The 23,201-nt window shown below is 60.1% G+C and carries 32 protein-coding genes; 21 read left to right on the top strand and 11 right to left on the bottom strand.

The window, feature by feature from the left end; translation table 11 throughout:
- Positions 1–33: 33 nt before the first annotated feature.
- A complete protein-coding gene (locus tag PIB16_RS17090) occupies positions 34–1,299 on the top strand; it encodes a YcbK family protein (protein ID WP_271046017.1) in 1,266 nt (421 codons plus the stop codon).
- Between the two features lie 489 nt (positions 1,300–1,788).
- Here PIB16_RS17090 and PIB16_RS17085 read toward each other — a convergent pair whose 3' ends face one another.
- From PIB16_RS17085 to PIB16_RS17045, 9 genes are all read right to left on the bottom strand, one after another.
- Positions 1,789–3,009, bottom strand: coding sequence for a tyrosine-type recombinase/integrase (locus PIB16_RS17085; RefSeq protein ID WP_271046016.1), 1,221 nt, complete (start codon positions 3,007–3,009; stop codon positions 1,789–1,791).
- 257 nt (positions 3,010–3,266) lie between these two features.
- Positions 3,267–3,530 (bottom strand): hypothetical protein, encoded by a 264-nt coding sequence (locus PIB16_RS17080; RefSeq protein ID WP_271046015.1) that lies wholly within the window; start codon positions 3,528–3,530, stop codon positions 3,267–3,269.
- Positions 3,527–3,835, bottom strand: coding sequence for a hypothetical protein (locus PIB16_RS17075; protein WP_271046014.1), 309 nt, complete (start codon positions 3,833–3,835; stop codon positions 3,527–3,529). Before PIB16_RS17075 ends, PIB16_RS17080 begins: the two co-directional genes overlap by 4 nt.
- Positions 3,832–4,152 carry a hypothetical protein gene (locus PIB16_RS17070; protein WP_271046013.1) on the bottom strand — a complete coding sequence of 107 codons (321 nt, stop codon included), beginning with the start codon at positions 4,150–4,152 and terminating at the stop codon, positions 3,832–3,834. Before PIB16_RS17070 ends, PIB16_RS17075 begins: the two co-directional genes overlap by 4 nt.
- A complete protein-coding gene (locus PIB16_RS17065; protein ID WP_271046012.1) occupies positions 4,149–4,700 on the bottom strand; it encodes a hypothetical protein in 552 nt (183 codons plus the stop codon). Before PIB16_RS17065 ends, PIB16_RS17070 begins: the two co-directional genes overlap by 4 nt.
- Positions 4,697–4,963 carry a hypothetical protein gene (locus tag PIB16_RS17060; protein ID WP_271046011.1) on the bottom strand — a complete coding sequence of 89 codons (267 nt, stop codon included), beginning with the start codon at positions 4,961–4,963 and terminating at the stop codon, positions 4,697–4,699. Before PIB16_RS17060 ends, PIB16_RS17065 begins: the two co-directional genes overlap by 4 nt.
- Complete coding sequence (locus PIB16_RS17055; RefSeq protein ID WP_271046010.1) at positions 4,960–5,301, bottom strand: hypothetical protein; 342 nt, start codon at positions 5,299–5,301, stop codon at positions 4,960–4,962. The genes PIB16_RS17060 and PIB16_RS17055 overlap by 4 nt, the downstream gene beginning before the upstream one ends.
- Positions 5,298–5,591: a hypothetical protein gene (locus PIB16_RS17050; protein ID WP_271046009.1), complete on the bottom strand. Its 294-nt coding sequence runs from the start codon at positions 5,589–5,591 to the stop codon at positions 5,298–5,300. The genes PIB16_RS17055 and PIB16_RS17050 overlap by 4 nt, the downstream gene beginning before the upstream one ends.
- A 255-nt stretch (positions 5,592–5,846) precedes the next feature.
- Positions 5,847–6,458 (bottom strand): LexA family protein, encoded by a 612-nt coding sequence (locus PIB16_RS17045; protein WP_271046008.1) that lies wholly within the window; start codon positions 6,456–6,458, stop codon positions 5,847–5,849.
- Positions 6,459–6,567: 109 nt separating this feature from the next.
- On the opposite strand from PIB16_RS17045, the gene PIB16_RS17040 reads away from it, so the two are divergent.
- The 14 genes from PIB16_RS17040 (at position 6,568) to PIB16_RS16975 (ending at position 15,594) form a co-directional block, all read left to right on the top strand.
- Positions 6,568–6,789 carry a helix-turn-helix domain-containing protein gene (locus PIB16_RS17040; RefSeq protein ID WP_271046007.1) on the top strand — a complete coding sequence of 74 codons (222 nt, stop codon included), beginning with the start codon at positions 6,568–6,570 and terminating at the stop codon, positions 6,787–6,789.
- A complete protein-coding gene (locus tag PIB16_RS17035) occupies positions 6,786–7,040 on the top strand; it encodes a hypothetical protein (RefSeq protein ID WP_271046006.1) in 255 nt (84 codons plus the stop codon). Before PIB16_RS17040 ends, PIB16_RS17035 begins: the two co-directional genes overlap by 4 nt.
- A 10-nt stretch (positions 7,041–7,050) precedes the next feature.
- Positions 7,051–7,440: an ASCH domain-containing protein gene (locus tag PIB16_RS17030; protein WP_271046005.1), complete on the top strand. Its 390-nt coding sequence runs from the start codon at positions 7,051–7,053 to the stop codon at positions 7,438–7,440.
- On the top strand, positions 7,437–7,772 hold the full coding sequence (locus tag PIB16_RS17025; protein ID WP_137410573.1) for a hypothetical protein: 336 nt from the start codon (positions 7,437–7,439) through the stop codon (positions 7,770–7,772). Before PIB16_RS17030 ends, PIB16_RS17025 begins: the two co-directional genes overlap by 4 nt.
- 52 nt (positions 7,773–7,824) lie before the next feature.
- Positions 7,825–8,373, top strand: a complete 549-nt coding sequence (locus PIB16_RS17020; RefSeq protein WP_271046004.1) for a hypothetical protein — start codon at positions 7,825–7,827, stop codon at positions 8,371–8,373.
- A complete protein-coding gene (locus tag PIB16_RS17015) occupies positions 8,370–8,696 on the top strand; it encodes a hypothetical protein (protein ID WP_271046003.1) in 327 nt (108 codons plus the stop codon). The genes PIB16_RS17020 and PIB16_RS17015 overlap by 4 nt, the downstream gene beginning before the upstream one ends.
- Positions 8,693–9,037 carry a winged helix-turn-helix domain-containing protein gene (locus tag PIB16_RS17010; RefSeq protein WP_271046002.1) on the top strand — a complete coding sequence of 115 codons (345 nt, stop codon included), beginning with the start codon at positions 8,693–8,695 and terminating at the stop codon, positions 9,035–9,037. The genes PIB16_RS17015 and PIB16_RS17010 overlap by 4 nt, the downstream gene beginning before the upstream one ends.
- Positions 9,030–9,836: a DUF6551 family protein gene (locus PIB16_RS17005; RefSeq protein ID WP_271046001.1), complete on the top strand. Its 807-nt coding sequence runs from the start codon at positions 9,030–9,032 to the stop codon at positions 9,834–9,836. The genes PIB16_RS17010 and PIB16_RS17005 overlap by 8 nt, the downstream gene beginning before the upstream one ends.
- A 10-nt stretch (positions 9,837–9,846) precedes the next feature.
- Positions 9,847–10,965 carry a toprim domain-containing protein gene (locus PIB16_RS17000; protein WP_271046000.1) on the top strand — a complete coding sequence of 373 codons (1,119 nt, stop codon included), beginning with the start codon at positions 9,847–9,849 and terminating at the stop codon, positions 10,963–10,965.
- On the top strand, positions 10,958–11,590 hold the full coding sequence (locus PIB16_RS16995; RefSeq protein ID WP_271045999.1) for a hypothetical protein: 633 nt from the start codon (positions 10,958–10,960) through the stop codon (positions 11,588–11,590). The genes PIB16_RS17000 and PIB16_RS16995 overlap by 8 nt, the downstream gene beginning before the upstream one ends.
- 5 nt (positions 11,591–11,595) lie before the next feature.
- Positions 11,596–11,853, top strand: coding sequence for a DUF2312 domain-containing protein (locus PIB16_RS16990; protein ID WP_271046036.1), 258 nt, complete (start codon positions 11,596–11,598; stop codon positions 11,851–11,853).
- Positions 11,854–11,870: 17 nt separating this feature from the next.
- A complete protein-coding gene (locus tag PIB16_RS16985) occupies positions 11,871–13,319 on the top strand; it encodes a hypothetical protein (RefSeq protein WP_271045998.1) in 1,449 nt (482 codons plus the stop codon).
- A gap of 150 nt (positions 13,320–13,469) precedes the next feature.
- Positions 13,470–13,604: an Acb2/Tad1 domain-containing protein gene (locus PIB16_RS16980; RefSeq protein WP_271045997.1), complete on the top strand. Its 135-nt coding sequence runs from the start codon at positions 13,470–13,472 to the stop codon at positions 13,602–13,604.
- Between the two features lie 70 nt (positions 13,605–13,674).
- A complete protein-coding gene (locus PIB16_RS16975) occupies positions 13,675–15,594 on the top strand; it encodes a hypothetical protein (protein WP_271045996.1) in 1,920 nt (639 codons plus the stop codon).
- A 388-nt stretch (positions 15,595–15,982) separates the two neighbouring features.
- On the opposite strand, the gene PIB16_RS16970 is transcribed toward PIB16_RS16975, so the two are convergent.
- Entirely contained in the window at positions 15,983–16,264 is a 282-nt protein-coding gene (locus PIB16_RS16970) for a hypothetical protein (protein ID WP_271045995.1), read from the bottom strand.
- 584 nt (positions 16,265–16,848) lie between these two features.
- Here PIB16_RS16970 and PIB16_RS16965 point away from each other — a divergent pair.
- Positions 16,849–17,646: a hypothetical protein gene (locus PIB16_RS16965; RefSeq protein WP_271045994.1), complete on the top strand. Its 798-nt coding sequence runs from the start codon at positions 16,849–16,851 to the stop codon at positions 17,644–17,646.
- A gap of 358 nt (positions 17,647–18,004) precedes the next feature.
- Positions 18,005–19,618: a hypothetical protein gene (locus PIB16_RS16960; protein WP_271045993.1), complete on the top strand. Its 1,614-nt coding sequence runs from the start codon at positions 18,005–18,007 to the stop codon at positions 19,616–19,618.
- Here the strand turns inward: PIB16_RS16960 and PIB16_RS16955 are convergent.
- Entirely contained in the window at positions 19,570–19,995 is a 426-nt protein-coding gene (locus PIB16_RS16955) for a hypothetical protein (protein WP_271045992.1), read from the bottom strand. The genes PIB16_RS16960 and PIB16_RS16955 overlap by 49 nt on opposite strands.
- Here PIB16_RS16955 and PIB16_RS16950 point away from each other — a divergent pair.
- The 4 genes from PIB16_RS16950 to PIB16_RS16935 are packed head-to-tail and all read left to right on the top strand — an operon-like array spanning position 19,994 to position 23,176.
- Positions 19,994–20,227 carry a hypothetical protein gene (locus PIB16_RS16950; RefSeq protein ID WP_271045991.1) on the top strand — a complete coding sequence of 78 codons (234 nt, stop codon included), beginning with the start codon at positions 19,994–19,996 and terminating at the stop codon, positions 20,225–20,227. The two genes, PIB16_RS16955 and PIB16_RS16950, sit on opposite strands and share 2 nt — an antisense overlap.
- The gene (locus tag PIB16_RS16945) at positions 20,227–21,846 is read left to right on the top strand and encodes a portal protein (protein WP_271045990.1); all 1,620 of its coding nucleotides are present in this window, start codon (positions 20,227–20,229) and stop codon (positions 21,844–21,846) included. Before PIB16_RS16950 ends, PIB16_RS16945 begins: the two co-directional genes overlap by 1 nt.
- Positions 21,846–22,229, top strand: coding sequence for a hypothetical protein (locus PIB16_RS16940; RefSeq protein WP_271045989.1), 384 nt, complete (start codon positions 21,846–21,848; stop codon positions 22,227–22,229). The genes PIB16_RS16945 and PIB16_RS16940 overlap by 1 nt, the downstream gene beginning before the upstream one ends.
- Positions 22,226–23,176 carry a hypothetical protein gene (locus PIB16_RS16935; RefSeq protein ID WP_271045988.1) on the top strand — a complete coding sequence of 317 codons (951 nt, stop codon included), beginning with the start codon at positions 22,226–22,228 and terminating at the stop codon, positions 23,174–23,176. Before PIB16_RS16940 ends, PIB16_RS16935 begins: the two co-directional genes overlap by 4 nt.
- Positions 23,177–23,201 lie beyond the last annotated feature (25 nt).

Below are 23,201 nucleotides of genomic sequence, written 5' to 3'. Positions count from 1 at the left end.
TGCTGTTGGAAATGCAAGATACGGAGGCCACGCATGACAACTGTCGAGAGCGCGAAAGGACGTCTGGTCCGTCAGCGTCTTGTCATCGCGGTTTCGCTGCTCGGGCTTTCCGGATGCGTTTCGGCAGTGACCGACGACGAGATGGCCGCCGCGACCAAAAAGCCGGAAATTTCCGCACAACAGAAGCCGCAGACCGCGGCTTCAACTGCTGCGGCGGGTGCGCAACAGGGACATTATGTGGATCCGTCCGTGGCATCGGCGGCAGGAGCGGCCGCGTCAGCCCAGCCGCAGGCATCGGGCGGCCCGGCGCAGGCTTATGGCGCCGCCCCCGATATCGGCGGATTGACGACGCAGCCAACGGCGATTTCCGCAGGAACGACAAGCATTTATTCCACCGCATCCGCAGCAGCAGCGCCCGTCAGTGCTGCAGGAGCGCCTGGCACGGCCACTGCTGCGGGCGCTTCGTCCCAGAGAATCGTTCCCGCCGTCAGCAGCGTTTATTCGGCGCCGGTGCAGGCGCAACCGGTGACAGCGCCGGCTCAGGTCCCGCCAGCCGCACAGGCGCCGGCGGAACAGCACAGCGAAAATCGTCAGCCGGTTCCCGTACCGGGGCCGCAGTCGGCATCGGAACAGCTCGCGGCTGTTGCCGCGCAACCAGCCAAGGACGCCAAGGCGGCGGGCGAGGGGCAGGAAAGCGAGGGTAAGGGCGTAACGCTTGCGGCATTTTTCGCCGGTGCGGCCAAAAAGCGCCTGCCGAAAATGATTGAAAGCGGCACGGCCGGCAATACGCAGGTCGCGGCATTGCCCGGAGTTTCGGACGGGACGATGGGCATTGCGCTTTCCGGCCGTTCGATGATGTCCGACGAATTCGACGACGCCCATCTCGATGAAGAGGATGACCAGCCGACCGGCCTGATGAAGCTAGCCTCGCTCTCCGGCCTCACCCGCGTTGCCCCGAACGGGCTTTTCCTGCAGACGGACCGCGTCGAAGTCGGCTGTTTCAAGCCGGAACTGGTGCGGATGATCAAGGATGTGGAGCGCCACTATAACAGCCCGGCGATCGTCACCTCGGGCTATCGTCCGCCAAAGGGCATAAGGCAGGGTTCCAAGCACTACACCTGCGATGCCGCCGACATCCAGATCAAGGGCGTCTCCAAATGGGAGCTTGCCACCTATCTACGTTCCCTGCCGGAACGCGGTGGCGTCGGCACCTATTGCCACACCGAATCGGTCCATATGGACACGGGCGAGCCAAGAGACTGGAACTGGCGCTGCCGCCGTACTGCCGCGCGCAAGTGATATCCTGATTGGATTTGCGGGAATATTAAATTCCACGATTTCCGGGGCTGAGACTTCGGCCTGAGGAACTATCACGAGCGATTGAAACGATTGCCCGGTCATGCCGGGGCGTTGGTGCCGAGCCAGTGATCCTTATCGCGCCGGCTGTTCTAAAACCCGGGCTTGCGGTGGATATCGTTATTTTACGCTGAGGGCTGCGGCCGAATCTTTTCCATTACCGCCGGAGTTCGGCCACCTTCGGCGCTAACTCTTTGTGAAATATCTGAAAATTGTATTGGAAGGTGGTGAGAGCGCAGGGATTCGAACCCTGGACCTACTGATTAAAAGTAATATCGAAATACAATGTTTTTAATGGCTTAGTAAAACTACGTTGTGCGACTTTTCTTATTCTTGTCGTTGATTGCATAATGTGGATTTTCTGTCAAATCAGTGCTTGGAGATATCTCCTGAAAGCTTAAAAAATAAAAGGCGGGTCAAAGCCCGCCTTCTTTATTTCATGCTTGCCGGTCGGTCGTCGTCGCCGTCAGTGGCTTCGAACCACGTCACCAGTTTACCGATGGCTGCGTCTGCCATATCGGCATTGAGGGCAAGATAATGTCTCAGGATCTCGTGGGCCGTCTTGAGGCTGTGGCCGGTGATGGCGCAGATCTCCGGAATGGTGCAGCCTGCCATTGCCAGCCAGGTGACGGCGGTATCGCGAAAGTCCTGGTCCGTCAGATCCTTGAGTGACGGAAGCTTTTTCTTCGCATGGCGGCGGACCTCCTCGAACCTGCGGCGGTAATGATCGCCGTTGAAGGGTTTCCATTCGCGCTCGTTCAGAACCGCCCAGGGCGATATGATGCCGGCATCGTTACGGCGCTTCTGGGCGGCGTCCATTCGCTTCTTGAGCTCCGGAGCCTCGATGATGGAGACGATCGCGCCGGTCTTGGACTGCTGCAGGATGATGCGGCCGCGCTTGTGGCCCTTGCGGGTGTATTGCAGGCGGTCCGCCTGGCGCTGGCCGGACCATACGGCAAGAGTGAACATGTCGCCCATTTCCGGTTGGTTGAGCGCGTCGGCCGTCTCGATCAAAACCTTGAGCTCCTGTTTCGAGGCGATGCGCAGGCGCGCGTCTGGCGTCTTCATTTTGAGCTTGTGGGCAGGGTTTATCAGCATCGAGGGCAGGCGGCCGCGATCCATCGCCCATTGCAACGCAACGCCCAGAATACGCATTGCGCCGACGGCTGACGTGTTGCCCACCTTCACCCGAAGGCTCTCATAAATCCCGATGCAGATCGGCTTTGTGAGGGCTTCCGCTTCCGAGCTCCACACGTCCGGTTCGTGCTTCTGGATGATGCGGCTTTTCTGGCGGTAGTCGTCCCGGGTCTTTTTGGACAGATCCCCGAAGCGTGGGTTTTTCGTCTCGTTCAAAAACTCGTCGAACAATAGGCTGACGGGGAAGGCCGGCCGGATCGCGGCGATCGGCATTGGCGGAATGACCTTTTCGCGCGGTTCGCCGGCCCGCAGACGCTGCTTGCGTTTGTCGAGCTCGATCTTGCTGGAGAGCTTGCGTGACCAGTCTAGAGCCTCGCCGGCGCTCATCCAGCGGCCGTCCTTGTGCCGCAGATCCTCGCCCGCATAACCCGCCTCCCGCAATGTCTTCGAGGGATTGAAGCGCGGCCGGCCGTTGCGCCAGGACACGTGTGGAATTTTCAAATCGTCTTTCGCCATGAATTTTACTCCTTGATACAAAAATGCCCGGCGGTCACGCGAAACAAAGACCGCCGGGCAGGCAGGCTCCGGGAGACTGGAGCCACTGGAGAGTTAGCGGGGCCGGTGGTCCGCCATTGGTACCGGCCCCGCATCACCGCCCGCTGCGGGGGAAGCTGGCGGTGATTGCTTCCGGCGCGTGGCGCGCCAGATTGCGATAAAGGTAAGCGTCTGTGCGATGAGCACCGGCGCGATCGACATGGACCACTGCGCGATCGTCATTGTACGGTCCTCAGTGTGGGGCGGCGAAAGCGTGCCAGGTTGAATACCGGGCAGCCGCTATCGGCGTCCTCTAGAGCGCGACGGGCTTCGATGAGCATGATTGTCCGCGACGCCTTTGCTGCGATCGCGCCCTGCAGGTAGGCGTCGATCTCGGCCCTGGCGGCGCGCATTTCGCGCAACTCGTCCTCGAGGCGCTTCATCAGCGCGTCCTGGACGCTGCCTAGGCGCTCGAGCTCGTGGATGGTTCTGTCTGCGCTCATGGTGCGTTCTCCTGCTCGATGAAGCGGGCGAAGATGTCCTCGATCTCAGCAAGTTCCTTTTTCGCCTTGACGAGCGCCGCTTTGGCAACGTCTTCTGCGATGTCGCTCATTTCGGCAGAAAGGAGTTCCATCGCTTGGTAATAGCCGCCCATGCCGTTTGCCCATGTTTGGATTACGCTGACGTTCGGCTCGTGCAGTATGGTGTCGCGGCTGGCCGGCTCCAGCCACTCGATTGCCTTCCGAAGATGCTCGGCGCGGTTGGCAGAGGCGGCTACCCGGCTGGCGAAGGTTTTCATATCGCTCATGCGTCACCGCCTTTCTTCTTCTCCGCTCGAAGAATGCGGCGGGCGTGCGCGGCAGATTTGCGCAGCTCCTCCATACGGTCATCCACCATTGCCAGAAGACGCTTTGCAGCTGCCGCCTTGTCGGGGAAGATGCCGAAGCCGTCATCCGTCTGCGTGACGCGCAGATTGTTGGGGTTCACGCCGACCGAGATTGCAAAGCTCGTCACGCTGGCGCGTGGTGGCGGCCGGTCCAGTCCGCAGATGCGGGCGGCAAGCCGGATGCCCAATGGCTCCGTCGACGTCGCGGGCTTCATTTCCTGTTTGTCCGCACCGTTCATGCTTCACCACCTTTCACGGCCGTCAGCTTCCGGTCTACAAGCGCCTCGATCTCGGTGAGCGGAATGCGGCCGCAGGCTACTTTGGTGAGTTCTGAAACGAACCGCATACGCAGATCGTTGTTGTAAGGTGCCAAATTAGCAAAGGTCGGGTAGGCCTTAATGAGCGTCTGCAGATGGAATTCGAGCTTGTCGAGATCGTACCTGCATTCCACCTGCGTTGCGGGTTCCCGTGGCTCTATATCGACTTCTATGGCGATCAACTTCGAAATCGCGTAGGGTATAGAAGGCTCTGGCTTCGCAGGAGACAGCGCGGCTTCCAGCCTGTCTGCCAGTGCGCCGATGCGTTTGACCTCGTGATGGTCGCGAAGAACCTCAACGATGAGATCGCGCACGTTCTGTGCTGGAGTAGCCTCAAGAGCGCGGTGGATTGCGCTAAGAGCAAATTCCGCATCCTCGGCCTCGATAACGCTGCAACCCTTGTAAGTCAGGATGGGACGCCCGGCAGAGTTGTCGACTTTCCAGTCGCTCAGTTGCATCTTCTGGTTCATGCGTCACCTCGAAGCTTCTGCAGGGCGAGACCGCCGCCAGTGGTGAGGGATATGTTCGGCACGCGGCCGCGCACGAGCTGCTTTTCCTCGAGGCGCTTGATGGTGGCCAGATTGAAGCGCTTGTTGCCGACCTGCAGGCGACCATCGACGATGCGCTGCTGGCGGAAAAAGTCGATCGAGGCGAGGGCATCTTTTTCTGCCCGCTCGAGGTTCTTGCGAGGATCCAGCACGGCCGGGTTTTCGGTGAGGGGCGTCATTGTCATGCCGGTTCCCCCTCCGCCAGCTGCTGCTGTATCTGCTTGACGTGGACAAGGTAATTTTCGCCCACCATCTCCTGATACATGCGGGCGGTCATCTCGATGGCCTTGATCGGCATCGTCTGGGCGGCCACGGATGCGTGGACCGAGATATGGAACCGCGCCATGGCGATCATCAGCGTGGCAATCTCCGTGCCGCGCTGCAGTTCGGAATTGATGAAGTCGCCCATCCGCTCGGCGAAATCGCTGGCGGCGAAGCGTGCCAGGCACTGCTTGAAAGGATCGTCGCTGAATAGCGCCTCCTCGAAGCTCATGCCGTTTTTCAGGAACTCCATCTTGCTCATGCCGCTGCTCCCGCCGCATAGGTGGCTGTGAGCTGGGCGCGGTCTACGTGGATCCGGACAAGGGATCCGGCGGTGCGCATTGCGTGGGCCTTGATCTCGCCGTACTGGCGAAGCCATTTTTCCATGCCTTCCCGATGCCAGCGCAGTTTCTTCTGCCCGGGCAAAGGTGCCGGCATGCCGTGCTCGATGATGAGGCCGTTGCGCTTGCGCAGAAAGGTTGCTCTTTCCAGGCCGAGCGCTTCGGCCACTTCTTCCGCCTGCATGAAGCGGTCGTTTGAATTCTGGAGCATGTTTCGCGTCTCCCCATTGCTGAATTGCAATGCTGCAAATCAATAAGCGAAAATGCTTATTTGAGCAAGCGCATATGCAAATCTGCTTAAGCGGTTTTGACGCTGCTGCGATTTTAGGAGCGCTCCTAAATTTAGCGATTTGGAGCGCTCCTAAATTTAATGGACGATAAGTCGTAAGCATGAAAAAGGAGCGCTCCTAAGTTTAACGACTTGGAGCGCTCCTTAATTTAAGACCTGCTATCCTAAATGCGACGCTTAGTGTTCCCAGCGGATCAGCCCGACGCGGACGCCGAGAATTGATATGCGGTCTTCATCGACGTGCTCGGGCCGCCCTGGGCCAAGCCGCATGCTGTGTGTCGTGATAAATGGTGCCTGATACAGCCGCATTACCATCTCGGCGCTGCCGCTTGCCAGATCCAAAATCTGTGCCAGCACCACGTCGCCACTGCTTGCGCGAGCATTCTGGTCAATTATGGCTATATCGCCGGGCATAACGCCGATACCGTCTAGGGCGGCACCCTTCATAACCCACGCCTCTATGCCGTTCTTGCCAGCCTTGGCTGCATCGACGGCCGCAATAACCCACTTCGGCCATTCGGTATTATCTTGCTTGAGAGGGATTGTGTCAGGCTCTGCGGTTCCGGATCTTGCGCGGCCCGGCATCTGGTGCGGGCGGAAGCCGGAGTAGCTGGCGACCTTTTCGAGTGACGTCTGGGTGATGCCGACCGAGTTGCTGTTGTCATTGATAAAGCGAGTTATCGTTGACGCGGCCATGCCTGAATTCAGGGCGAGCTGCGACGGCGACAGGTTTAAATGTCGTGCAATCGCTTTAAGCCATTCTTTTGTTTCGCGCTGATCAAGTGCCATGCGCGCAAAACTAATCCTGTGTGGTGCTAACGCAGTCACTAAAAAACACCTTGCGGAATAAGCAATTTCGCTTATCACATTAAGCAAATCAGTTGACAAGGTGATTTGCATGTTTTCCGACATTGAAGCGAGACGGGCCGCAGCGGGCATAGATCAGAAGACGCTCTGTGAGCGCGCTGGTGTTCACGAGACGACCTACACGGCCCGGAAAAGCGGTCGCCGTACTCTCTCGGAGAGAACCATAAAGAAGCTCGACAATGCGCTTGCCGAGCTCATCAGCGAAAAGCGCGCGGTGCTCGAGGAAATTCAGGATCCGGAGACGCGGCAATGAGAAAAGCCACGCCCGCGATGTTATCCGCCCTGTTGTGGTTGAGGAACCGGAACGGTGATGGCGTTTTCGATCGCAACCAGGTGCTGACCGCTGCAGGCGAAAGAGCGCCTGTAATGCGCAGCACCTGGTCAAAGCTCGAAAACGACGGACTGGTCGAGCGCTATCTGAACAATCGCCGCCTTCGCATCACTGATGCCGGAAAACTCGTTGACCTTCGTGGTGTGCGGGAAAGTGAGGCGTCTGATGACTGAGCTTCCGCAAATGGCACTGTCGATCATGCAGCCATGGGCCTGGCTGATCGTCAACGGCCACAAGGATATTGAGAACCGCAAATGGTCGACGACGTTTCGCGGGCTGGTGGCTATCCATGCCGGCAAGAAAATCGATGGTGACGCTGCCTATGATCTCGCCGTCGGCGATCATCCGGTGACAGGTACTGAATACGAGTTTCCAGACATTCCCGATCGGTATCAAACCAGCGGCATCGTCGGTGTCGCCGAGATCGTCGATTGCGTGCGATCCAGCGAAAGCAAATGGTTTGTCGGTAAATATGGCTTCGTCATACGCAACGCGCGGCCGATCGAGTTTATTCCGGTGCGTGGCGAGCTCAGCTTTTTCGAGTGGCGCAAGAACCTGCCGGTGGCGCCATGATCCTCGCCGAAGACTGGATCCAGCAGCTGGACGAAAACGCCGACGAACTGGGGCTGACTGACACCATGGTCTGCCTGGGCGGCAAGCCGCCGGCGGAGTTTGCCGAGAACCGCGCCTTTCATCTGCAGCTGATCGAGGATCTCGCTGCAGAGGCGAAGCGGCGCGAATGGCCCGGGGCGCAATTCTGCTTCTACATGCGCCGTGACGGCTTCGTTTCCATCTACATCGCGCCGTCGAAAGGCGGCGAATTGACCTTGTCCGGTCTCGCGGAACACCGCGAGGCCCAGAAAACCGCGACCAGCAAGCCGCCCGAACTGGTGGCGCTCGTCTGAAATGTTCACGCCGGTTTGTATTGCGTCCGGCCTTTGCTTGCAGGGGCTGATAATGAATTCTGTCGCCGAAATAGATCTGGCGATCAAATCCGCGGGGCTCGTCGAGTGCGAGGTATTGCGCGCCGCCGGCGTCGCATCGCGGTATCTGTACAATATCCGGGCCGGGCTCCGGCCGCTCACGCCGCGCACTGTCAACCGCGTGCGCCTGGCGATCGCGCAGCTGAAACGCCAGCGGGATCTCGAGGCGAAGGGCAGGGATCTGGAACTGCGGTTTCCGGAGCGTTCCTCTGCCATCCGGTCTTATCGCCTGGCTGTGGCGCTGGTGGCGCACAAGGCCAATGTGCAGCCGGGTTTCATCCTCGCCGCCGATCCTTCCAGGCGCGCGACGGCCGACGAACAATGGATGCGGGCAACCAGGCTGCGCCGGCTCGCGATCTACATCACCGTAACCTACCTCGATATCCCGCAGGCGGACATGGCCCGCGCCCTTGGCGTGAGCAAGGCCACCGTTTCGCTTTTGCTGAAAGAGCTCGGCGACGAACGCGAGCGGCCGGAGATCGAGGCGGCGCTGGCCTATGTTGAGGAGGCGTTTCAGTCATGAGCTGGGAATTCAAACCGGGCATGCGCGTGGTGTGCGTGAATGATGATTTCGGGGCAGATGCTCCTGCCGTTTCCACGCGCTTGGGGATCACGTTGCCGACTAAAGGCACGGTTTATACGCTGCGAGAGGTCGTGAAATGCGGTTGCTGCACTCACTTAAATGTGCGGCTAGCGGAGATCCGAAATCCCATCATCCGGATGCTTGACGGCGGCCAAGATGAACCGGCTTTCGGTGATTTTCGCTTCCGGCCGCTGGATGAAAGCCGCCTCGATGTATTCCGCGATCTGCTGGTGGATCTCCCGAAAGAGGAGGAGCTGGCGTGACGGACCAATTTTGCAGCTGCCCGACCTGTGGCGCGCGCCTCAAGCCCGATCATTTCAGCTTCGATCCCGATAGCGGCCTAGTTGTTGCCGGCGGACGTTTCGCCGTGTTGCCGCGCCGGGAAATGCAGATCTTCGAATACCTCCTCGAGCGCCGGAACCGTGTCGTGACGCGGGGCCAGCTCTTTGAGGAAATTTACCGGCGCGATGACGAGCCGGACAACGAAGCCGTCGTTGAAAGCCACATTTCAAAGCTCCGGAGAAAGCTCGTGCCGCTTGGCATCAGCATCAGTTCCGAGCGCTTCAAAGGCTACCAGCTCACAATGGAGGTGAAGCATGACTGACGTATCGCAGGATCTCGGCCAGAAGCCGGAATTGAAATGGATCGCCATGGATAAGATCCGTGTCGATCATAACTACCAGCGCGAGATCCGGCCCGGCCGCGTTGCGCAGATCCTCAGGGAGTTCAACTGGGCCCACTTCCAGCCGGTCATGCTCGCCGAGCAAGAAGACGGCACCTTCACCGTTTTTGACGGTCAGCACCGCGTTGCGGCCGCCCGAGCCCATCCTGGTGTAACCGAGATCCCGGCCGCCGTGGTTCAGATCGACGGCGCACGCGAGGAGGCTGGCGCATTCCTGGGCGTCAACGTCAACCGTACCAACGTTTCCACCGTGGAGAAATACTGGGCAGGCATCGAGGCCGGCGACGCCGACATGATGGCTGTTTGCTCCGTCCTCGAGGAGGCCGGCTGCGAAGTTGTCCAGGCACACGGCTTGAAGCCGGCCGCCAACAGAACGCACGCCGTGACAGCGGTTAGCCGGGCGATCAAGTCTTATGGCGATGCCGCCGTGATTTCCGCCTGCAGGGCGATCGTCGCGGCCTGGCCGAATGATACCGGCGCGCTGAATGGCGTCGTCATCCAGGCCATTGCCCGCCTGTATCGGAACAACAAAGCCACGATCAACGACGAGCGCATGGTGATGAAGCTGCGCGGGAAAAACCGCCAGATCCTTTCCAGCGATGCTGAGGCGATCCGGCGGCTCTCCGGAAGTGACGCCGGCCTGGCGCTGAGCAAGGCGCTTGTCGAGATCTACAATAAGGGTCTGCAGACGAACACGATTTCCATCGGCGAAAAGCGGTGAGTGGCGACCCATGAACCGTTCCGATACCTCCGAAATCAAACAGGCATTGAAAGACCGCATCGAAAGCGTCTGCCAGCGCCTGCTGCCCACCGGCAAGAGGCAGGGGCGGCTGTGGGTGTCTCACAATCCGATCGAGAATGATTTTCACCAGACGCCGGAGCTCAAGGTCGCGCTCGATCGAGATCCCGGCGCCTGGAAGGATTACCGCACCGGCGAAAAGGGCGACGTGCTCGGCCTGGTGCAATATCTGACCGGCGGTGATTTCCGCGCGGCCATGGATTGGTCGCGCGATTTTCTCGGTTTGCGCTCGATGACGGCCGAGCAGCGTCAGGACATGAAGCGTAGGGCCGATGATGAGCGCCGCAAGGCGGAAGCCCGGGCGGAAGCCGATCGGCTGAAACGCATGGGCCGGGCAGAGCAGGTCTGGAACAGCGGTTACCAGGACGGCGCGCGATCGACGGCAGAAGCGCACGCCCGGGCATACTTCGCCGCACGCGGTTGCCCGATCGACGAGATCCCCAACCGCGATATGCAGACATTCCGTTTCGCGGCCGCCCAGGAATACTGGAAGCGGGCACAATTCCGTCATGAAAACGGCCGGCGCATCAAGGTGCAGGACGGCCCGAAGTTTCCGGCCGTGCTTTCGGCCATGCGCATGCCCACGGGCCAGATCTCGGCCGTGCACATGACATTCCTTTCGCCGCTCGGCCCGCAAAAGCTGCCGGTGACCGGCGATGAAACCGCCAAGATTATGTTTGGCGAGGCGCGCGGCGCGATGATCCGGATCAGTCACGGTCCGGAGGGCGAACCGCCGGAAACGGCAACGCGGCCTTATCCGCTCATCCTCTGCGAAGGCGTCGAAGACGGTCTTTCGCTGGCGCTGGCCATTCCCGAAGCCCGTGTGTGGGCGGCCGGGTCGCTCGGCGCCATGGCCTCGGCGCCAGTGTGGTTGCCGTGCGTCGGCTCCATCATCGTTGCTCGCGACAATGACTGGGAAAAGAAAACGGCCGTCAAGCAATTCGAACGGGTGATGGAGGAGCTTTCGCGCGCGGAAAAGCCGCTGACCGAGATGACCAGCCACCTGGGCAAAGATTTCAACGACCTGATGAAAGGGGAAGATGATGAGTAACGAGTTCAGAAAAAAGCCTGTCGTGATCAAGGCGCGGCAGCTGCTGATGGAAAATCACCAGGACGTGGCCAACTGGATTGCCGGAAGCGGTTACGAGGTTCGCCATGCAACAAAGCCACCAATGCGGGCGGTGACGGGCCTCGTTATCAAAACGCTCGAAGGTGACATGGCTGCCGACTATGGCGACTGGATCATTTGCGGCGTTGCGGGCGAGTTCTACCCGTGCAAGCCGGATATCTTCGCTACGACCTATGACCCGGTTATTTATGGCGGCGACACGGATCCCGCGCCTGCAGCCGCCGCAGAACACAGCTGGTTCTCGCAAGCCGCCCTCGATGTCACGGCCGAACGTCGCCGGCAGATCGAGGCGGAAGGCTGGGGCAATGTGCATGACGACGGCCACACGAATTTCGAGTTGAGCAAAGCGGCCGTTGCCTACGCCCAGCGCGCGGCGATGGTCCACGATGTTCGCATACTCGAGGAGGAGCGCAATCACGTCCCGAGCATCTGGCCGTGGACACGCGCCTGGTGGAAGCCGAAAGACCGGCGCTCAGATCTCGTGCGCGCCGCCGCGCTCCTTATCGCTGAAATCGAGCGCCTCGATCGTGCGGAGGCCAAATCTTGAGCGAGATCGGCCACAACATCGAAACTTCCGAGACCGTCGCGGCCGCCGAGCTGCGCCAGTTCATCGAGCGCTTCGAGCGTCTTGAGGAGGAGGGCAAGGCCATCAATGCCGACAAGGCTGATGTTCTCAACGAGGCCCACGGGCGCGGCTACAACAAAAAAGCAATCAAAACCATCGTCCGTCTTCGCGCCAAAGATGCCAACCAGCGCATCGAGGAGGAGACGATTTTGCAGACCTACATGGCCGCACTGGGCATGGAGTAACCACAAGGAGAAAGAGCATGTCGAAACGTAAAGGACAGACCAATGGAAGCACCACACGAAACAAACCAACGTCGGCAGCAAGCGGAAATGCGCCTGAGATCGATGCTGCAGGCGCACCTCGATCAGCTGACGGCGCTCCCTTGGACACCGCGTCGATCGTGGATGGATCTAATGGCGTCGACGGCGCTGCAGACGGCAAGGGGCTGAGCGATGGCGGGCGGCAAGAGCTACCGGGGCTGGAAGCCGGCGAAGGCGCAACACCAGGCGCTGACACCAAAGCAGCCGATCCCGCCGGCGAAATCGTTTCGGGCGATATCGGCGCTGGATCCGGTTCCGGATCAATCGAAAATGACGGCGACGCAAGCGCTGATGGTGCAACGGATGACGGAAAGAACGGCTCCGTTTCCCGACAGGGCGGCGACCAGGCCGGAAGTGTTGGAGGGGGAGATCCTTCCACCGCGGACGGAACAGGAGATGCAGGAGGAAGTCCACAAGGAAATGGTGATCAAGTCGCAGCAGCTGCAGACGGCGATGGATCGGGTATTGCTGGGCCTGATATTTCGCCAGATCTGAAAGCCGCGCTCGAGCTCGCCGGCTGCGATACGGCCGAAAATCTCATCGACATGGCGCGGATCGGCTCCAACGTCATGGAGGCGATCGACGATATCCGGAAGCTCGACGGCCCGTTCAAGGATTGGGCCCCGATGGATGATCCGGCCGAGATCGTCCACGACCTTTTCAACGCCCTCGAGTATGCCCGGGAAAGAGCAGGGGCCACGCCGGCGTCGGATCCGGACGGCAGCCCGGCCAGCAACGAAGCGCCTCCGGAGATTGATTGCTGCCCGATCTGTGACGTTCCTTTCAAGCCGGATGATGTTTGCGCCACCGATGTTACGGAGGGAACTTGCCATGCCGAGTGCCTGGCAGGAACTTCGGTCGTCGATCTTGAGACCGGGAAGCCCCACGACGGGCCAATCTGCACCTTCCTCTATTCGGATGATGTTCCCGGGATGCCTGCGGCGACGATCGGCGCGGAGATGGCGATCATGGACAACCTGGCGGGATCCGCGATGCTCTCGGCCGAGTTCGCCTGGGATGGTGCATGGGATGCGTTCTTCACCCATACCCACCCGGAAACATGCGCCGATGGACAGCCGGAATTCCCACTGTCTCCGACCATGGGCCGCGACCTCGCCGAGTACGTCCGCAGGATCGGCCGTCGCGCCACGCCGGAAATTCTCGTCCAGCAGCTCGTCATCCTCAAGCATCGTCAGTCTGCAGATCTGAGCGAGCAGGAACGCATTGCCCTCCGGACATTCGTCGCGACCTTGCTTGATCTCGACGACTTCGCCGCGGCTGAAAAGAAGCGCCTCGAGGAACTGGCGGCCGAGAAGCCGGAGCCAAAGCCCCTACCGATCGAGGACACGACCATGGAGACCGTCAGCGGCACCATGGACACATTTTAATCCAGCTTACCAACGGGCCCGGCAATGGTGCCGGGCCAAACCACGAGGAGAATGCCATGAATACCACCGTTGACAGCGCCAGCGATGACCGCACCGTAAACAACACGATGCGCCATGCGTACCGCGTTCTGTCTCCCGAAGAAAAGGAAGATGGGTGAAATCAAGGATATGGGCCTTGCCTTTCATGATCGCATCGCCGGGCTCGGCAACAGCCGCGAGATCTCGCTTGCCAAGACCAAGGTGGAAGAAGCGGTCATGTGGGCCGTGAAGCACCTGACGGCCTGACCGGCCAAAAGCAATACCCGCCGCGCCTGCGACCAGGTGCGGCGACTTCCTCTCATTCATGCGGGCAGTTATGGCAAGAAAACCGAAAATTCAGGGTGGTATCCAAGGCATTCGCGCGCAGTTCCTGGACGCGCAGCAGGTGCTGGACGAAAAGAAAGAGTTGGTCGATCCGGACGCCAATCTGCTGCGCAATGGCATCAAAGCCGGCCAGTGGGAAGGCGCACCTCACCACAACATGCCACCCGATTGCCCGATTACTGTTCTGGGCAAGAAGGGGGAGACGATCTATGTCATCAACGCGATCGGCGAGCTCGAGGAGATCACCCGGCATGATCTGCCGACGTTGCTCCGGATCTTTTCCCCATTCGTGAATTACGTATTCTGGGCATGGCCGGCCTGGTCGAAAGCCAAGGGCGAGCCCGGAAGTGAAGGTTATGTTCCGCCGAAGGTCGAGCGCGTGCAGCGTGACCAGGCCTGGACGGCGATCATTGGCGAGGCCGGCCGCAAAGGCCTGTTCGATCCGCAGAACAATGTGCGCGGCCGTGGCGGCTGGAAGGCGCAGGATAAATTCATCTGGCATAGCGGCAAGCACCTGTTTTCTGTCGACATTAAAACCGACAAAAATAACCGAGCGACCGACTGGCAGCTGCAGGCGGCCAAGCCCGGCGATTACGACGGGTTCTTTTACGCCCAGGACAACGATACCGTACACCCGTGGCAGACGCCGATCGGCGTCAACGACAGCCCGGCGCATATCATCCTGCAGGATCTGAAAAGCTGGAAATGGGAGCGGCCCTACATCGATCCGATTTTTTTTCTGGGCTGGATCGGCTCGGCTTTCCTTTCTGGCGCGCTTGACGTTCGCCCGATCATGTTCACCATGGGTGGTGCCGGCACGGGTAAATCGACCCTGCACGGGATCCTTCGGGCGCTTTTCGGATCCGCGCTTTATTCCACGGCCAACACGACGGCCGCCGGCATCTACCAGAATATCAGGCAGGACAGCCGACCGGTTGCCGTCGACGAATTCGAGCGCAAGGCGCAGGGCCAGAAAGAGCAGGCCATCATCGAGCTTGCCCGCCAGTCATATTCCGGTGCTAAGGGATATCGCGGCGGTGCGAACGGCGACGGTACCGAGTTTGAATTGCGCTCGAGCTTCATATTTTCGGCGATCCTGCATCCACACCTTGGCGTCCAGGACCGCACCCGCATGATAATTCTGAACCTCAATGCCCTGGATAAAGACGCCAACGCAACGCAGCCGCTGATCAAGGAGGAGTGGGGCCGCATGATACTCCGGCAGATCATGGACGGCTTTCATGACTTCTATTGGCACATTCTGCCGAAGTGGCGGCAGATCCTTTCTGACCAGCGCCTGGCGTTGGATCCGCGCGCGATCGACACCTATGGCACAGTATTGGCGTGCGCGGAGCTCCTTGTGGGAGAGCAGGGGCTTGTTGACGCTGGCATGCATCAGGATCCCACCGCCGATGGCGTTCGTCTGGATCTCGATATGCTCGTGGAAACCATTGAGGCCGCGACGTCGGCCGACAGAGCGGAGCAGGTGCCGAAATGGCAGGAAGTCATCGAAAAGATCATGGGCGCGAAGGTAGACGCCTACAAGGCCGGCGAGCGGCAGACCGTTGGCGGCATCATCGAGGCGCTGGAAAACGATCAGCGCAGTGACATGAACATTGATGAAGCCCGCGCCCGCCTGGCGCTGATCGGGCTCGGCCTGCGCGACAAGAACAAGCCCTGCAGGGGATATGCACTGGCGATCCCTCACAACGATGACAATCTAAACCGGGTGTTCGCCGACGGTGAGTTTAACCACGGTGGCTGGACGCTGGCGCTGAAACAGGCACCGCAGACGATCGTGCCGCGTGAGCTTTCGAAGGCGGACAAAACCGTGAAGATCAACCGTGTGGCCAAGACGGTTACGCTCGTCGACCTGGCTGGTTATGACGAGCGCATGGAGGCTGCTGGGTGACCGTTGAACTCGTTCGCTATTCTTTGGCCTGGCGGCGTCCAGATATCCCGCCGCCTGGCCCTCGTGTGCTCAAAGCCATGCTCGTCCCTCGAGGTGAGCGATGCCCGCCTGAAATCATGGCCCTGTGGGTTCCTGGCGGCGGCTACAGCATCGGATGGGAATTGGTAACGCAGCAGCCAATCCGGCGCTGGAGCCGTGAAGCGAAATCAAAAGCGCGCATACGGAACCTGCAGCACCGAATGCGGAAGAAATACCCTCTGTTTGCGGACACATTTATACAGGCCGAGCTCGAGCGCAGGCCGGCATACTACGCGGCCGAGGACTAGCGTTAGTCAGCGCCGCCGCCGTCAATCAGCCCGCTGGAGCGATCCGGCGGGCCTTTCTGTTTCTACCAGCGTGATATCGGCCGTTGCGGCCGCTCGGCCTTCCTGTTGCCCGGGAGAACGAACGTGACGCTGATCCGCCGGTTGCCGCATCGCGGACATCGCAGCCTGCCGGCGATGCTTGCCAGCGGGAAATCCCGGCCGCGTGTCGCAACCAGCGTCATCATGTCCAGATCATAGCGCCATTCGCATTTGAGCGCCGCGTGGCCGAGATCCACGCGGCCGTCCACACAGCGTGCGAACAGCTGCCAATCCGCGTTGAATGCTTCTCCGATCGTCTCAACCATGGGCGACTGAATTACCAGAACAGAATGAGAACATCAATTCACTTTCGTCAGCCCACACCCTGTCCTTATTGCGTCATTTTCCCCCGCCCTTTGCCCCTCGCATTTAACTCTCTTACCCCCGCCCCGTGACTTCAAAAGCGGTGTCCGCGCCGCCGCATTGAACGGCGATTGGAGAGAGGCGACACGAGAGAAGAAATGCCGGGGCCAATCGCTACGAAAGCTTGGAGCAAGTGAGGCGCGGACGGTGCCAGCGCCTGCCGTTGCAGCCTGTTCACGGCCTAGGCCTCCGCTTCGCTCCGGCCTTGTGGCCGCTCACTACGATATGCCGGGGAAAATCCCGGCGCTGGCACTTAACACGGGGGAATGCGTCATAGCGTGAACGTTGCGGGGCCTGTCTGCCCTGCCGGGTGCGGGTGGTTACCAGCGGTTACCATTCGGTTGGCGGCAGAGTAACCGCGATAAATCAATAAAATCAGAGGCTTGTAATGTCGGTTGGCGAGTTACCCATATATTGCACCCTTTTACGCGCGCGCGTGCATACGCGTAGATGGTGATTTGATGGTAACCGGGTAACCGGTAGGTATATGTTCCTGTTTTTCTTGCAGAAATGCGGTTGGAAAATCGGTTGCCACCGGTTGGCGAAAGCCGCCGCCGGTAACCGGAATAAACAAATAGGGAAATATCTGGTGAGCGACGAAACCGAGCAAAATCAGGGGCTTCAAGTGGCACACACGCCGCCGGAAATTTCGCCGGAGCGCGCCGCGAAAGTCGGATCGATGGCGGCGATGACGGAAACTGTCATGGCCGGCCTTGCCCAATCCATCGCGGGCGGGCGCGAGGAACCCGAGCAGCAATCCCTCTTGCTTGCCGATCCTGAGGGCGAGAACTGCCTATTCGCCGGTCCGGTCAAACACGTCGCGTCAATCATGGATGCCGCCAAGCGGGCGAGGGGGAGGCCGAAAGGCTCCCAGAACCGCCGTTCCACCGATCTGGCGAACTACCTGCTATCCATGGGCTATCGCGATCCGGCTTTGAACCTCGCTGACCTGGCCAACTCCAATCCGGTGGCGCTTGCCGCCGAGCTGGCCTGTCTCCCAACCTTCGAAGGTGCTACGCCAGAACAGGTGATGGAAGCGGCGGTGCGGACTGGCGTGCTCGACCGCGACCAGGTGTTCAAGATGATGAGCAAGGCATACGACATGATCGAGGATGCCAACGCCGAGCTCATGCCGTTCTTCCATGCCAAGCGACCGCAGGAAGTCCATGTCAAGGAAACCAAACTCGGCGTCATGTTCATCGGCGAAATGTCGACTGAACGGCCAGCCGCAGGCGCGGCGCTGGACCTGACGCGGGTAGATGCGCCGAGCGAAAAAGATCAATGAAATCAATGTCCGTTCGTGCGACTTCGAGGGCTTGCGACATATCTATAGATAACCATTTGAAATCATTGATGCCGCAACTGATGGTAAATCAGTGGGCAGGTTTGGTTTCCGGCCTCGCGCGGGCGGGAAACCGGCTGGCCTCCTGCCCGTGGTGGGGGTGGTTCATGCGGACGCGGGCAAAGGCCCGCGACTTCACTTTGAAAAGCCCCTTCGGGGCTCCCCCTATGGGTGTGCCGCCTCACACACACGGCCCTTTTGGCCATTGCCCGACTTAACGGTGGCGGGCGGAAACTAATCTTTCCTCATCGAGGGCGGGCGCGGGCGCGCGGGCTCTGGGTTTTGAAAGGGTTTCAGGGTCATGGGAAATATCGATGTTGCGCGCTATGTGCCGCCGGGTCCGGTGGGCGCGGCTTTCATTCATTCGAAGGGGCCCATTGATATCATTATGGGGCCTGCCGGCTCGGGAAAGACTGTTGCCAGCTGCATCAAGGGGCCGTTGCTCGCTGCCTCGTACATGCCCGTGTGCAGGGACGGGCGTGTGCGCGTGAAGCTGATCTGCGTTCGTGACACCTATCGAGACTTCGCCAGAACGGCGCTGGCGAGCTGGCACGAAATGTTTCCGGTCGGTCACCCTTGGCAGCGGCCGGACAAGGGGTATGAGGGCGGGCAGGATCGCCCGGTCCGCCACCATCTGGTCTGGGAAGCTTGGCGCGGTCCGGATAAGGTGATCGTCGAATTTACGCTCGAGACCGGCGCGATCGCGGACAGCAACGTGATGCAGTTCGTCAAAGGCTATGAGGTCTCGATGGCCTGGGGAAACGAAGTGGACATGATGAGCCCGGAAGTTCCGGGTGCTCTGTTCATGCGTACCGGCCGATATCCGCCGGTGAAAGACATCGCGCCTTCCGAACTTGATCGAGTTTCGCGCGACGGCCGCGAGGCGATGCGGCGGATGGGGATGACGGTCGACGACACCGAAATCACCCTGCCGCGTATGTTCTGGGGCGATATGAACCCGCCGGACGTTGATCATCCGCTGCTGAAGGAGGTTGGCTGGGAGGATCCTGAAAAGAAAAACCCGGCCTATAATTTTTTCCGCCAGCCGGGCGGCCTCGATGACGGAGCGGAAAACCGCGTCGGCCGCCCGCGATCGGCTTACGAGATGGATCTGCGCGCCATGTCGGAAAACCTTTCGCGGCGCATGGTGCATGGCCTGCCCGGTTACGCCCAGGACGGAAAGCCGGTCTATCCAGAGTACAACGAAAAAATTCACAAGGCAGACCAGCCGCTGGCGCCGACGCCTGGCCGTGGCATCACAATCGGCATCGATGGCGGCGGATCTCCGTCGGCGACCATCGGTCAGCCCCAAGCGAACGGGCAGGATCGTTTGCTTGCCGAGCTGGTGACGGAACCCGGCACGGGACCCACGCGGTTTTCTTTGATGTTGCTGGATCTGCTGATGAGCCAGTTTCCCGGCCTGCCTATCATCGGGATCTATGGCGACCCCGCGATTTTCTACGGTGGTGACACTGAAAACGACGAAATGAATTTCGCGATGACGGTGCAGAAAACGCTTCGCTTCCCCATCATGCCCGCTCCTTCGAACGAACCCGGCGTGCGCCAGGACGCGGTGCGCATGGGGCTTACAACGATGATAGACGGCCGGGTTCCGGGCTACCTCGTCGATCCGCGCTGCAAGATGATCCTGGGCGGATTTGCCGCCCACTACAAGCTGACGAAGCAGGCGACGATCGGCGGTACCGACAAGCTGGCTGTGGTCAAGAATTCTTACTCGCACCCTCACGACGCCGAGCAATACCGCCGGCTCGGTTATATCGGCCTCGCGAACGTCATTGCCCATGGGGCTAACAGCGCGCTGCCGGCCGGCGTCGTCAGCTTGCATGAACAGCGCTTGGCGCGCAATCAGCCGAAACTGCAGCGGCCCGGAGATTTCAGCGTATGGGACGTCTGAACGTGAGTAGCCCCGCCGCCTGGCTCGACTGTCTCGCGTGCGCGGGCGGGCGGGCGCTCGCGCGTAAGGCTGCGATCTGGCAACGATCGAACGGCGAGAGTGTCGCGCTGCACATCGATGGCGAGCTGTTGGCGGTTGCTTATCTCGTCCCGGATGATGAGGGGCGATGGGAATTCTGCCTCACGCTGCGCCCGCACGCCCGCGCGTATATGCGTGAGCTCGTCCGGTTTGCGCATTTGACGCTGTTGGCCTTCGCCCAAAATCGGACCGTCATAACCTTCGTGACGGAAAACAACGAAAGCGGCGTGCGCATGGCGCGCCTGGTCGGCTTCCGTCACCAAGGTGCAACCCTCTGGATTTTTGACGGGGAACATCATGGGCGGCATCGTACAGAACCTTTTCGGCGGCGGCGGCAAAAAACAGGCGGCCGACGCTGCGAAGAAGCAGGAAGAAAGCCAGCAGCTGCAGCGTGTGGCGAATGACCGCCAACTGGCGGAGGCCAACCGCAACAAGCAGGCAGTAGGCGCGACCCGCAAAGCGCCTCGCGGTCGTCGTCTGTTCGAGGATGGCGGCACTGATGCGGGCGGCTCGAGCGCGGTGCTCGCCTGATGGATGGGGATTTCAACGTTGACGTCCAATCCCTGAAAACCCGTGTCGACAACACCTGGGGTGCGCGTGCTCATTGGACCCCGATCTATCAGGAAGCCTACGATTTCGCCGTGCCAATGCGTCGGCCGAGCGGTGGGGCAAACGGCAAGGCCCGTGGGCCTGATCGGCTTTTCGACATGACAGCGCCCATGTCCGCGATGTATTTCGCGGGCAACCTGCAGCGGGATCTGTTCCCGGCCGGGCAATCCACGTTCGAGCTCGAGGCTGGCCCGCTGGCTGCCATGGCGCTCGAGGATGCCGAAAAAAAGCAGTTCAATCGGGAGCTATCTCGGGTTTCGAAGCTTATTCACCCGTTCTTTCTGGCGGGTGATTGGGATACGGCCATCCACGAAATGTGCATTGATCTGGCGGTCGGGACCGGTGCGCTTCTGCCCGTCAAGGGTACGCCCAGCAATCCCATCATGTTTGCCTGCATACCCTTTGACCAGTTGGCGATCTCGACTGATGCTTATGGCCGAGTCAATCTGGTTTCGTGGCGGCAGCGGTTGCGGCGTGACCAGATCGTTGACGCCTGGCCGAAAGGTCGCTTTCCGGATGATTTCAAGGAGAAGGCGAAAACCAAGCCATCCGAAGAATTTACGGTTTACCAGGATTGGTGGGCAGATCCCCGCCCAGGCGGTGGCTGGCACTTCGGCGCACGCATCGACAACACACTGGGGCTTGTGACGCATGAACGTTACCGGACCCAGCCGATTGCTATCCCGCGCTACTACCGCGTTCCCGGCGAAGCTTATGGACGTGGTGTCATCCTCACGGCGCTGCCGACGATCAAGACGCTGAACAAGGCGCAGGAATTGGCCCTGAAAAGCGCGGCTATCAACATGCTGGGTATCTGGGGGTATCGCGCCGGCGGGACGTTCAATCCGAATACGGTGCAGATGGCTCCTGGTCAGTTCTGGGCCATGCAATCGACCGGCGGCGTTCTCGGGCCAGACGTGCAGCGGCTCGATCCTGCAGGTGCAAATATGAATGTTGCCCAGATGCTGATCGGAGATCTGCAGGGCCAGATCAAGCAAGCCATGTTCGATACGCGCTTACCGGATTACGAGGGTACGCCTCGATCGGCATCGGAGATGGCGGGTCGCCTGCAGCAGCGGGCGAACATTCATATCGGTGCTTTCGGCCGCCTGGTGCGCGAGATCATGCCGGTGGTTGTGCCTCGTGCGGCTGAAATCCTGATGGAATTCGGCATGCTGCCCAGCATCCAGCGGGTGGATGATCTGTTGGTTTCGGTAAACGTCCGTTCGCCGATGCAGGCCGCACTCAACGCCGATCGCATCGCAGCGATCGCCAACTACCACGATATGGTCATGGCCTTTGCCGGACCTGAACAGCGCGAGCTCTATCTCATCCAGGACAAGGTCATGGAGCGGATCGCCGACGGTCTGCAGATCGACAAGGATCTAATCCCCGACGAAGCCGAGAAGAAGAAAGTTCTCGTCAAGATCGAGGATGCGCGTCGCCAGCAGATGGAGGCGATGATGGCGGCGGAGGTTGCAAAGCAGGCTCCGGGTGCGCTCAAGGATCTGGCCGTGGCTGACATGCGGAGGGCTGCTTGATGTCTGGGCCTTTTATTCCAGAGCGTGCTGCCCAGCCCATGGATTTGCTCGAGCAGCTGACGGAAGACGGTAGTGGTTGGGATGGGCTGGAAGCGCTGTTCCGTCCGCAGATGCAGGCTGCGCCGCTGCAGCCGCATGAGGGCGTCGCCAAGTTCATGTACGGGCTTTACCACACCGCCGAAGGCCGGGCGATGTTCGAATGGATGATGGATATCACCCTGCGCATGCCTTTGCGCTCAACCGGCCAGACCTTTGAGCAAACCGCGCTCAACACCGCAACGCGGCAGGGCATCAATGGTGTGGGTGAAGCGATCCTGGCCGCGATCGGCCACGGTGGAAAACTTGTCGAAAAATCACAAAACCAGAATGGAGCTGGATCATGAAATTTAGATTTTTAGGCGGCGTCAATTTCTTTGACGCGATGCTGTTCAATTCAGAAGGCGGTGGCTCGGGTGGCGGCGGTGATGCTGCTGCAGCAGCTCCGCCTGCAGGTTCCTCCGCGTCGGCAACTCCTCCCGCCGACGCGGGCGTGCAGCCGCCTCCATCGGCTGCCGCTCCTCCGGCGGGTGCTTCGTCACCGCCCGCCGGAGATATCTACAAGCCGGACGGGTTGGCCGATCATTTGCTTGGCAAGAGCAATAACGAGACGATCGACAACATGAAAAAGGCTCTTGACGGTTACCGCGATCGCGACGCGGCAAACAAGGTTGGGGCAACCGTTGAAGCCTATGCAGAGTTTTCCGGCGACATTCCGGAAGCGATCAAACCGCATCTGGAAACACTGAAAAGCGATCCGCTCACCGCGCGCATGCAGCAATTCGCCTTCGAAAACAAGGTTCCGCTGCCAGTTTATCAGGGTATGGTTCAGCAGTTCCTTTCGGTCTCCTCTGAAATGGGTCTGATGGAGCCAGTCGTTGACGAGAAGGCGGAGCGGGCCGCGCTCGTTCCGGAGGTTGCGAAGCACCTGCCGGAGACGGAACAGCGCCAGGCTGTCGAAAAGCGGATGAATGAAAATTATGCGTTCCTTGACAGTGTCGCCGCCAAGGGTGTTGAAAACGGCGGACTTGCAAAGGATGACGTCGAATTCGCCAAGGCGATGCTTGGCGACAGTGCCAAAGGACACCGCATGTTCGAATGGATCCGTGGCATAGCCGGCGGCGGGCAGGGCGGCGGTCCAGCGATGCAAATCGGCCAGACCGGCGGACTTGATCCGAAGGCGGAGCTCGCCAAGCGTGGCGGACTTCCTCAGAACACGGTTGGCCACAAAGATTTCGACCGTGCGTCTTACGATCAGCTGCAGGCCGACTATAAACGCGTTTATCCCGGCTGACGCACTGAACGGCTCCCGCCCGCTG

The organism is Agrobacterium sp. ST15.13.015 (assembly GCF_027871645.1).
Classification (GTDB): domain Bacteria; phylum Pseudomonadota; class Alphaproteobacteria; order Rhizobiales; family Rhizobiaceae; genus Agrobacterium; species Agrobacterium leguminum.
Note: the sequence above shows the minus strand (reverse complement) of the source record. Positions and strands in the feature narration are given on the sequence as shown.

What these genes read in the sequence shown, in the direction of transcription:
- PIB16_RS17090 (WP_271046017.1), top strand. Translation starts at nt 34, where the DNA reads ATGACAACTGTCGAGAGCGCGAAAGGACGTCTGGTCCGTCAGCGTCTT.
- PIB16_RS17085 (WP_271046016.1), bottom strand. Translation starts at nt 3,009, where the DNA reads ATGGCGAAAGACGATTTGAAAATTCCACACGTGTCCTGGCGCAACGGC.
- PIB16_RS17080 (WP_271046015.1), bottom strand. Translation starts at nt 3,530, where the DNA reads ATGAGCGCAGACAGAACCATCCACGAGCTCGAGCGCCTAGGCAGCGTC.
- PIB16_RS17075 (WP_271046014.1), bottom strand. Translation starts at nt 3,835, where the DNA reads ATGAGCGATATGAAAACCTTCGCCAGCCGGGTAGCCGCCTCTGCCAAC.
- PIB16_RS17070 (WP_271046013.1), bottom strand. Translation starts at nt 4,152, where the DNA reads ATGAACGGTGCGGACAAACAGGAAATGAAGCCCGCGACGTCGACGGAG.
- PIB16_RS17065 (WP_271046012.1), bottom strand. Translation starts at nt 4,700, where the DNA reads ATGAACCAGAAGATGCAACTGAGCGACTGGAAAGTCGACAACTCTGCC.
- PIB16_RS17060 (WP_271046011.1), bottom strand. Translation starts at nt 4,963, where the DNA reads ATGACAATGACGCCCCTCACCGAAAACCCGGCCGTGCTGGATCCTCGC.
- PIB16_RS17055 (WP_271046010.1), bottom strand. Translation starts at nt 5,301, where the DNA reads ATGAGCAAGATGGAGTTCCTGAAAAACGGCATGAGCTTCGAGGAGGCG.
- PIB16_RS17050 (WP_271046009.1), bottom strand. Translation starts at nt 5,591, where the DNA reads ATGCTCCAGAATTCAAACGACCGCTTCATGCAGGCGGAAGAAGTGGCC.
- PIB16_RS17045 (WP_271046008.1), bottom strand. Translation starts at nt 6,458, where the DNA reads ATGGCACTTGATCAGCGCGAAACAAAAGAATGGCTTAAAGCGATTGCA.
- PIB16_RS17040 (WP_271046007.1), top strand. Translation starts at nt 6,568, where the DNA reads ATGTTTTCCGACATTGAAGCGAGACGGGCCGCAGCGGGCATAGATCAG.
- PIB16_RS17035 (WP_271046006.1), top strand. Translation starts at nt 6,786, where the DNA reads ATGAGAAAAGCCACGCCCGCGATGTTATCCGCCCTGTTGTGGTTGAGG.
- PIB16_RS17030 (WP_271046005.1), top strand. Translation starts at nt 7,051, where the DNA reads ATGGCACTGTCGATCATGCAGCCATGGGCCTGGCTGATCGTCAACGGC.
- PIB16_RS17025 (WP_137410573.1), top strand. Translation starts at nt 7,437, where the DNA reads ATGATCCTCGCCGAAGACTGGATCCAGCAGCTGGACGAAAACGCCGAC.
- PIB16_RS17020 (WP_271046004.1), top strand. Translation starts at nt 7,825, where the DNA reads ATGAATTCTGTCGCCGAAATAGATCTGGCGATCAAATCCGCGGGGCTC.
- PIB16_RS17015 (WP_271046003.1), top strand. Translation starts at nt 8,370, where the DNA reads ATGAGCTGGGAATTCAAACCGGGCATGCGCGTGGTGTGCGTGAATGAT.
- PIB16_RS17005 (WP_271046001.1), top strand. Translation starts at nt 9,030, where the DNA reads ATGACTGACGTATCGCAGGATCTCGGCCAGAAGCCGGAATTGAAATGG.
- PIB16_RS17000 (WP_271046000.1), top strand. Translation starts at nt 9,847, where the DNA reads ATGAACCGTTCCGATACCTCCGAAATCAAACAGGCATTGAAAGACCGC.
- PIB16_RS16995 (WP_271045999.1), top strand. Translation starts at nt 10,958, where the DNA reads ATGAGTAACGAGTTCAGAAAAAAGCCTGTCGTGATCAAGGCGCGGCAG.
- PIB16_RS16985 (WP_271045998.1), top strand. Translation starts at nt 11,871, where the DNA reads ATGTCGAAACGTAAAGGACAGACCAATGGAAGCACCACACGAAACAAA.
- PIB16_RS16980 (WP_271045997.1), top strand. Translation starts at nt 13,470, where the DNA reads ATGGGTGAAATCAAGGATATGGGCCTTGCCTTTCATGATCGCATCGCC.
- PIB16_RS16975 (WP_271045996.1), top strand. Translation starts at nt 13,675, where the DNA reads ATGGCAAGAAAACCGAAAATTCAGGGTGGTATCCAAGGCATTCGCGCG.
- PIB16_RS16970 (WP_271045995.1), bottom strand. Translation starts at nt 16,264, where the DNA reads ATGGTTGAGACGATCGGAGAAGCATTCAACGCGGATTGGCAGCTGTTC.
- PIB16_RS16965 (WP_271045994.1), top strand. Translation starts at nt 16,849, where the DNA reads ATGTTCCTGTTTTTCTTGCAGAAATGCGGTTGGAAAATCGGTTGCCAC.
- PIB16_RS16960 (WP_271045993.1), top strand. Translation starts at nt 18,005, where the DNA reads ATGGGAAATATCGATGTTGCGCGCTATGTGCCGCCGGGTCCGGTGGGC.
- PIB16_RS16950 (WP_271045991.1), top strand. Translation starts at nt 19,994, where the DNA reads ATGGGCGGCATCGTACAGAACCTTTTCGGCGGCGGCGGCAAAAAACAG.
- PIB16_RS16955 (WP_271045992.1), bottom strand. Translation starts at nt 19,995, where the DNA reads ATGATGTTCCCCGTCAAAAATCCAGAGGGTTGCACCTTGGTGACGGAA.
- PIB16_RS16945 (WP_271045990.1), top strand. Translation starts at nt 20,227, where the DNA reads ATGGATGGGGATTTCAACGTTGACGTCCAATCCCTGAAAACCCGTGTC.
- PIB16_RS16940 (WP_271045989.1), top strand. Translation starts at nt 21,846, where the DNA reads ATGTCTGGGCCTTTTATTCCAGAGCGTGCTGCCCAGCCCATGGATTTG.
- PIB16_RS16935 (WP_271045988.1), top strand. Translation starts at nt 22,226, where the DNA reads ATGAAATTTAGATTTTTAGGCGGCGTCAATTTCTTTGACGCGATGCTG.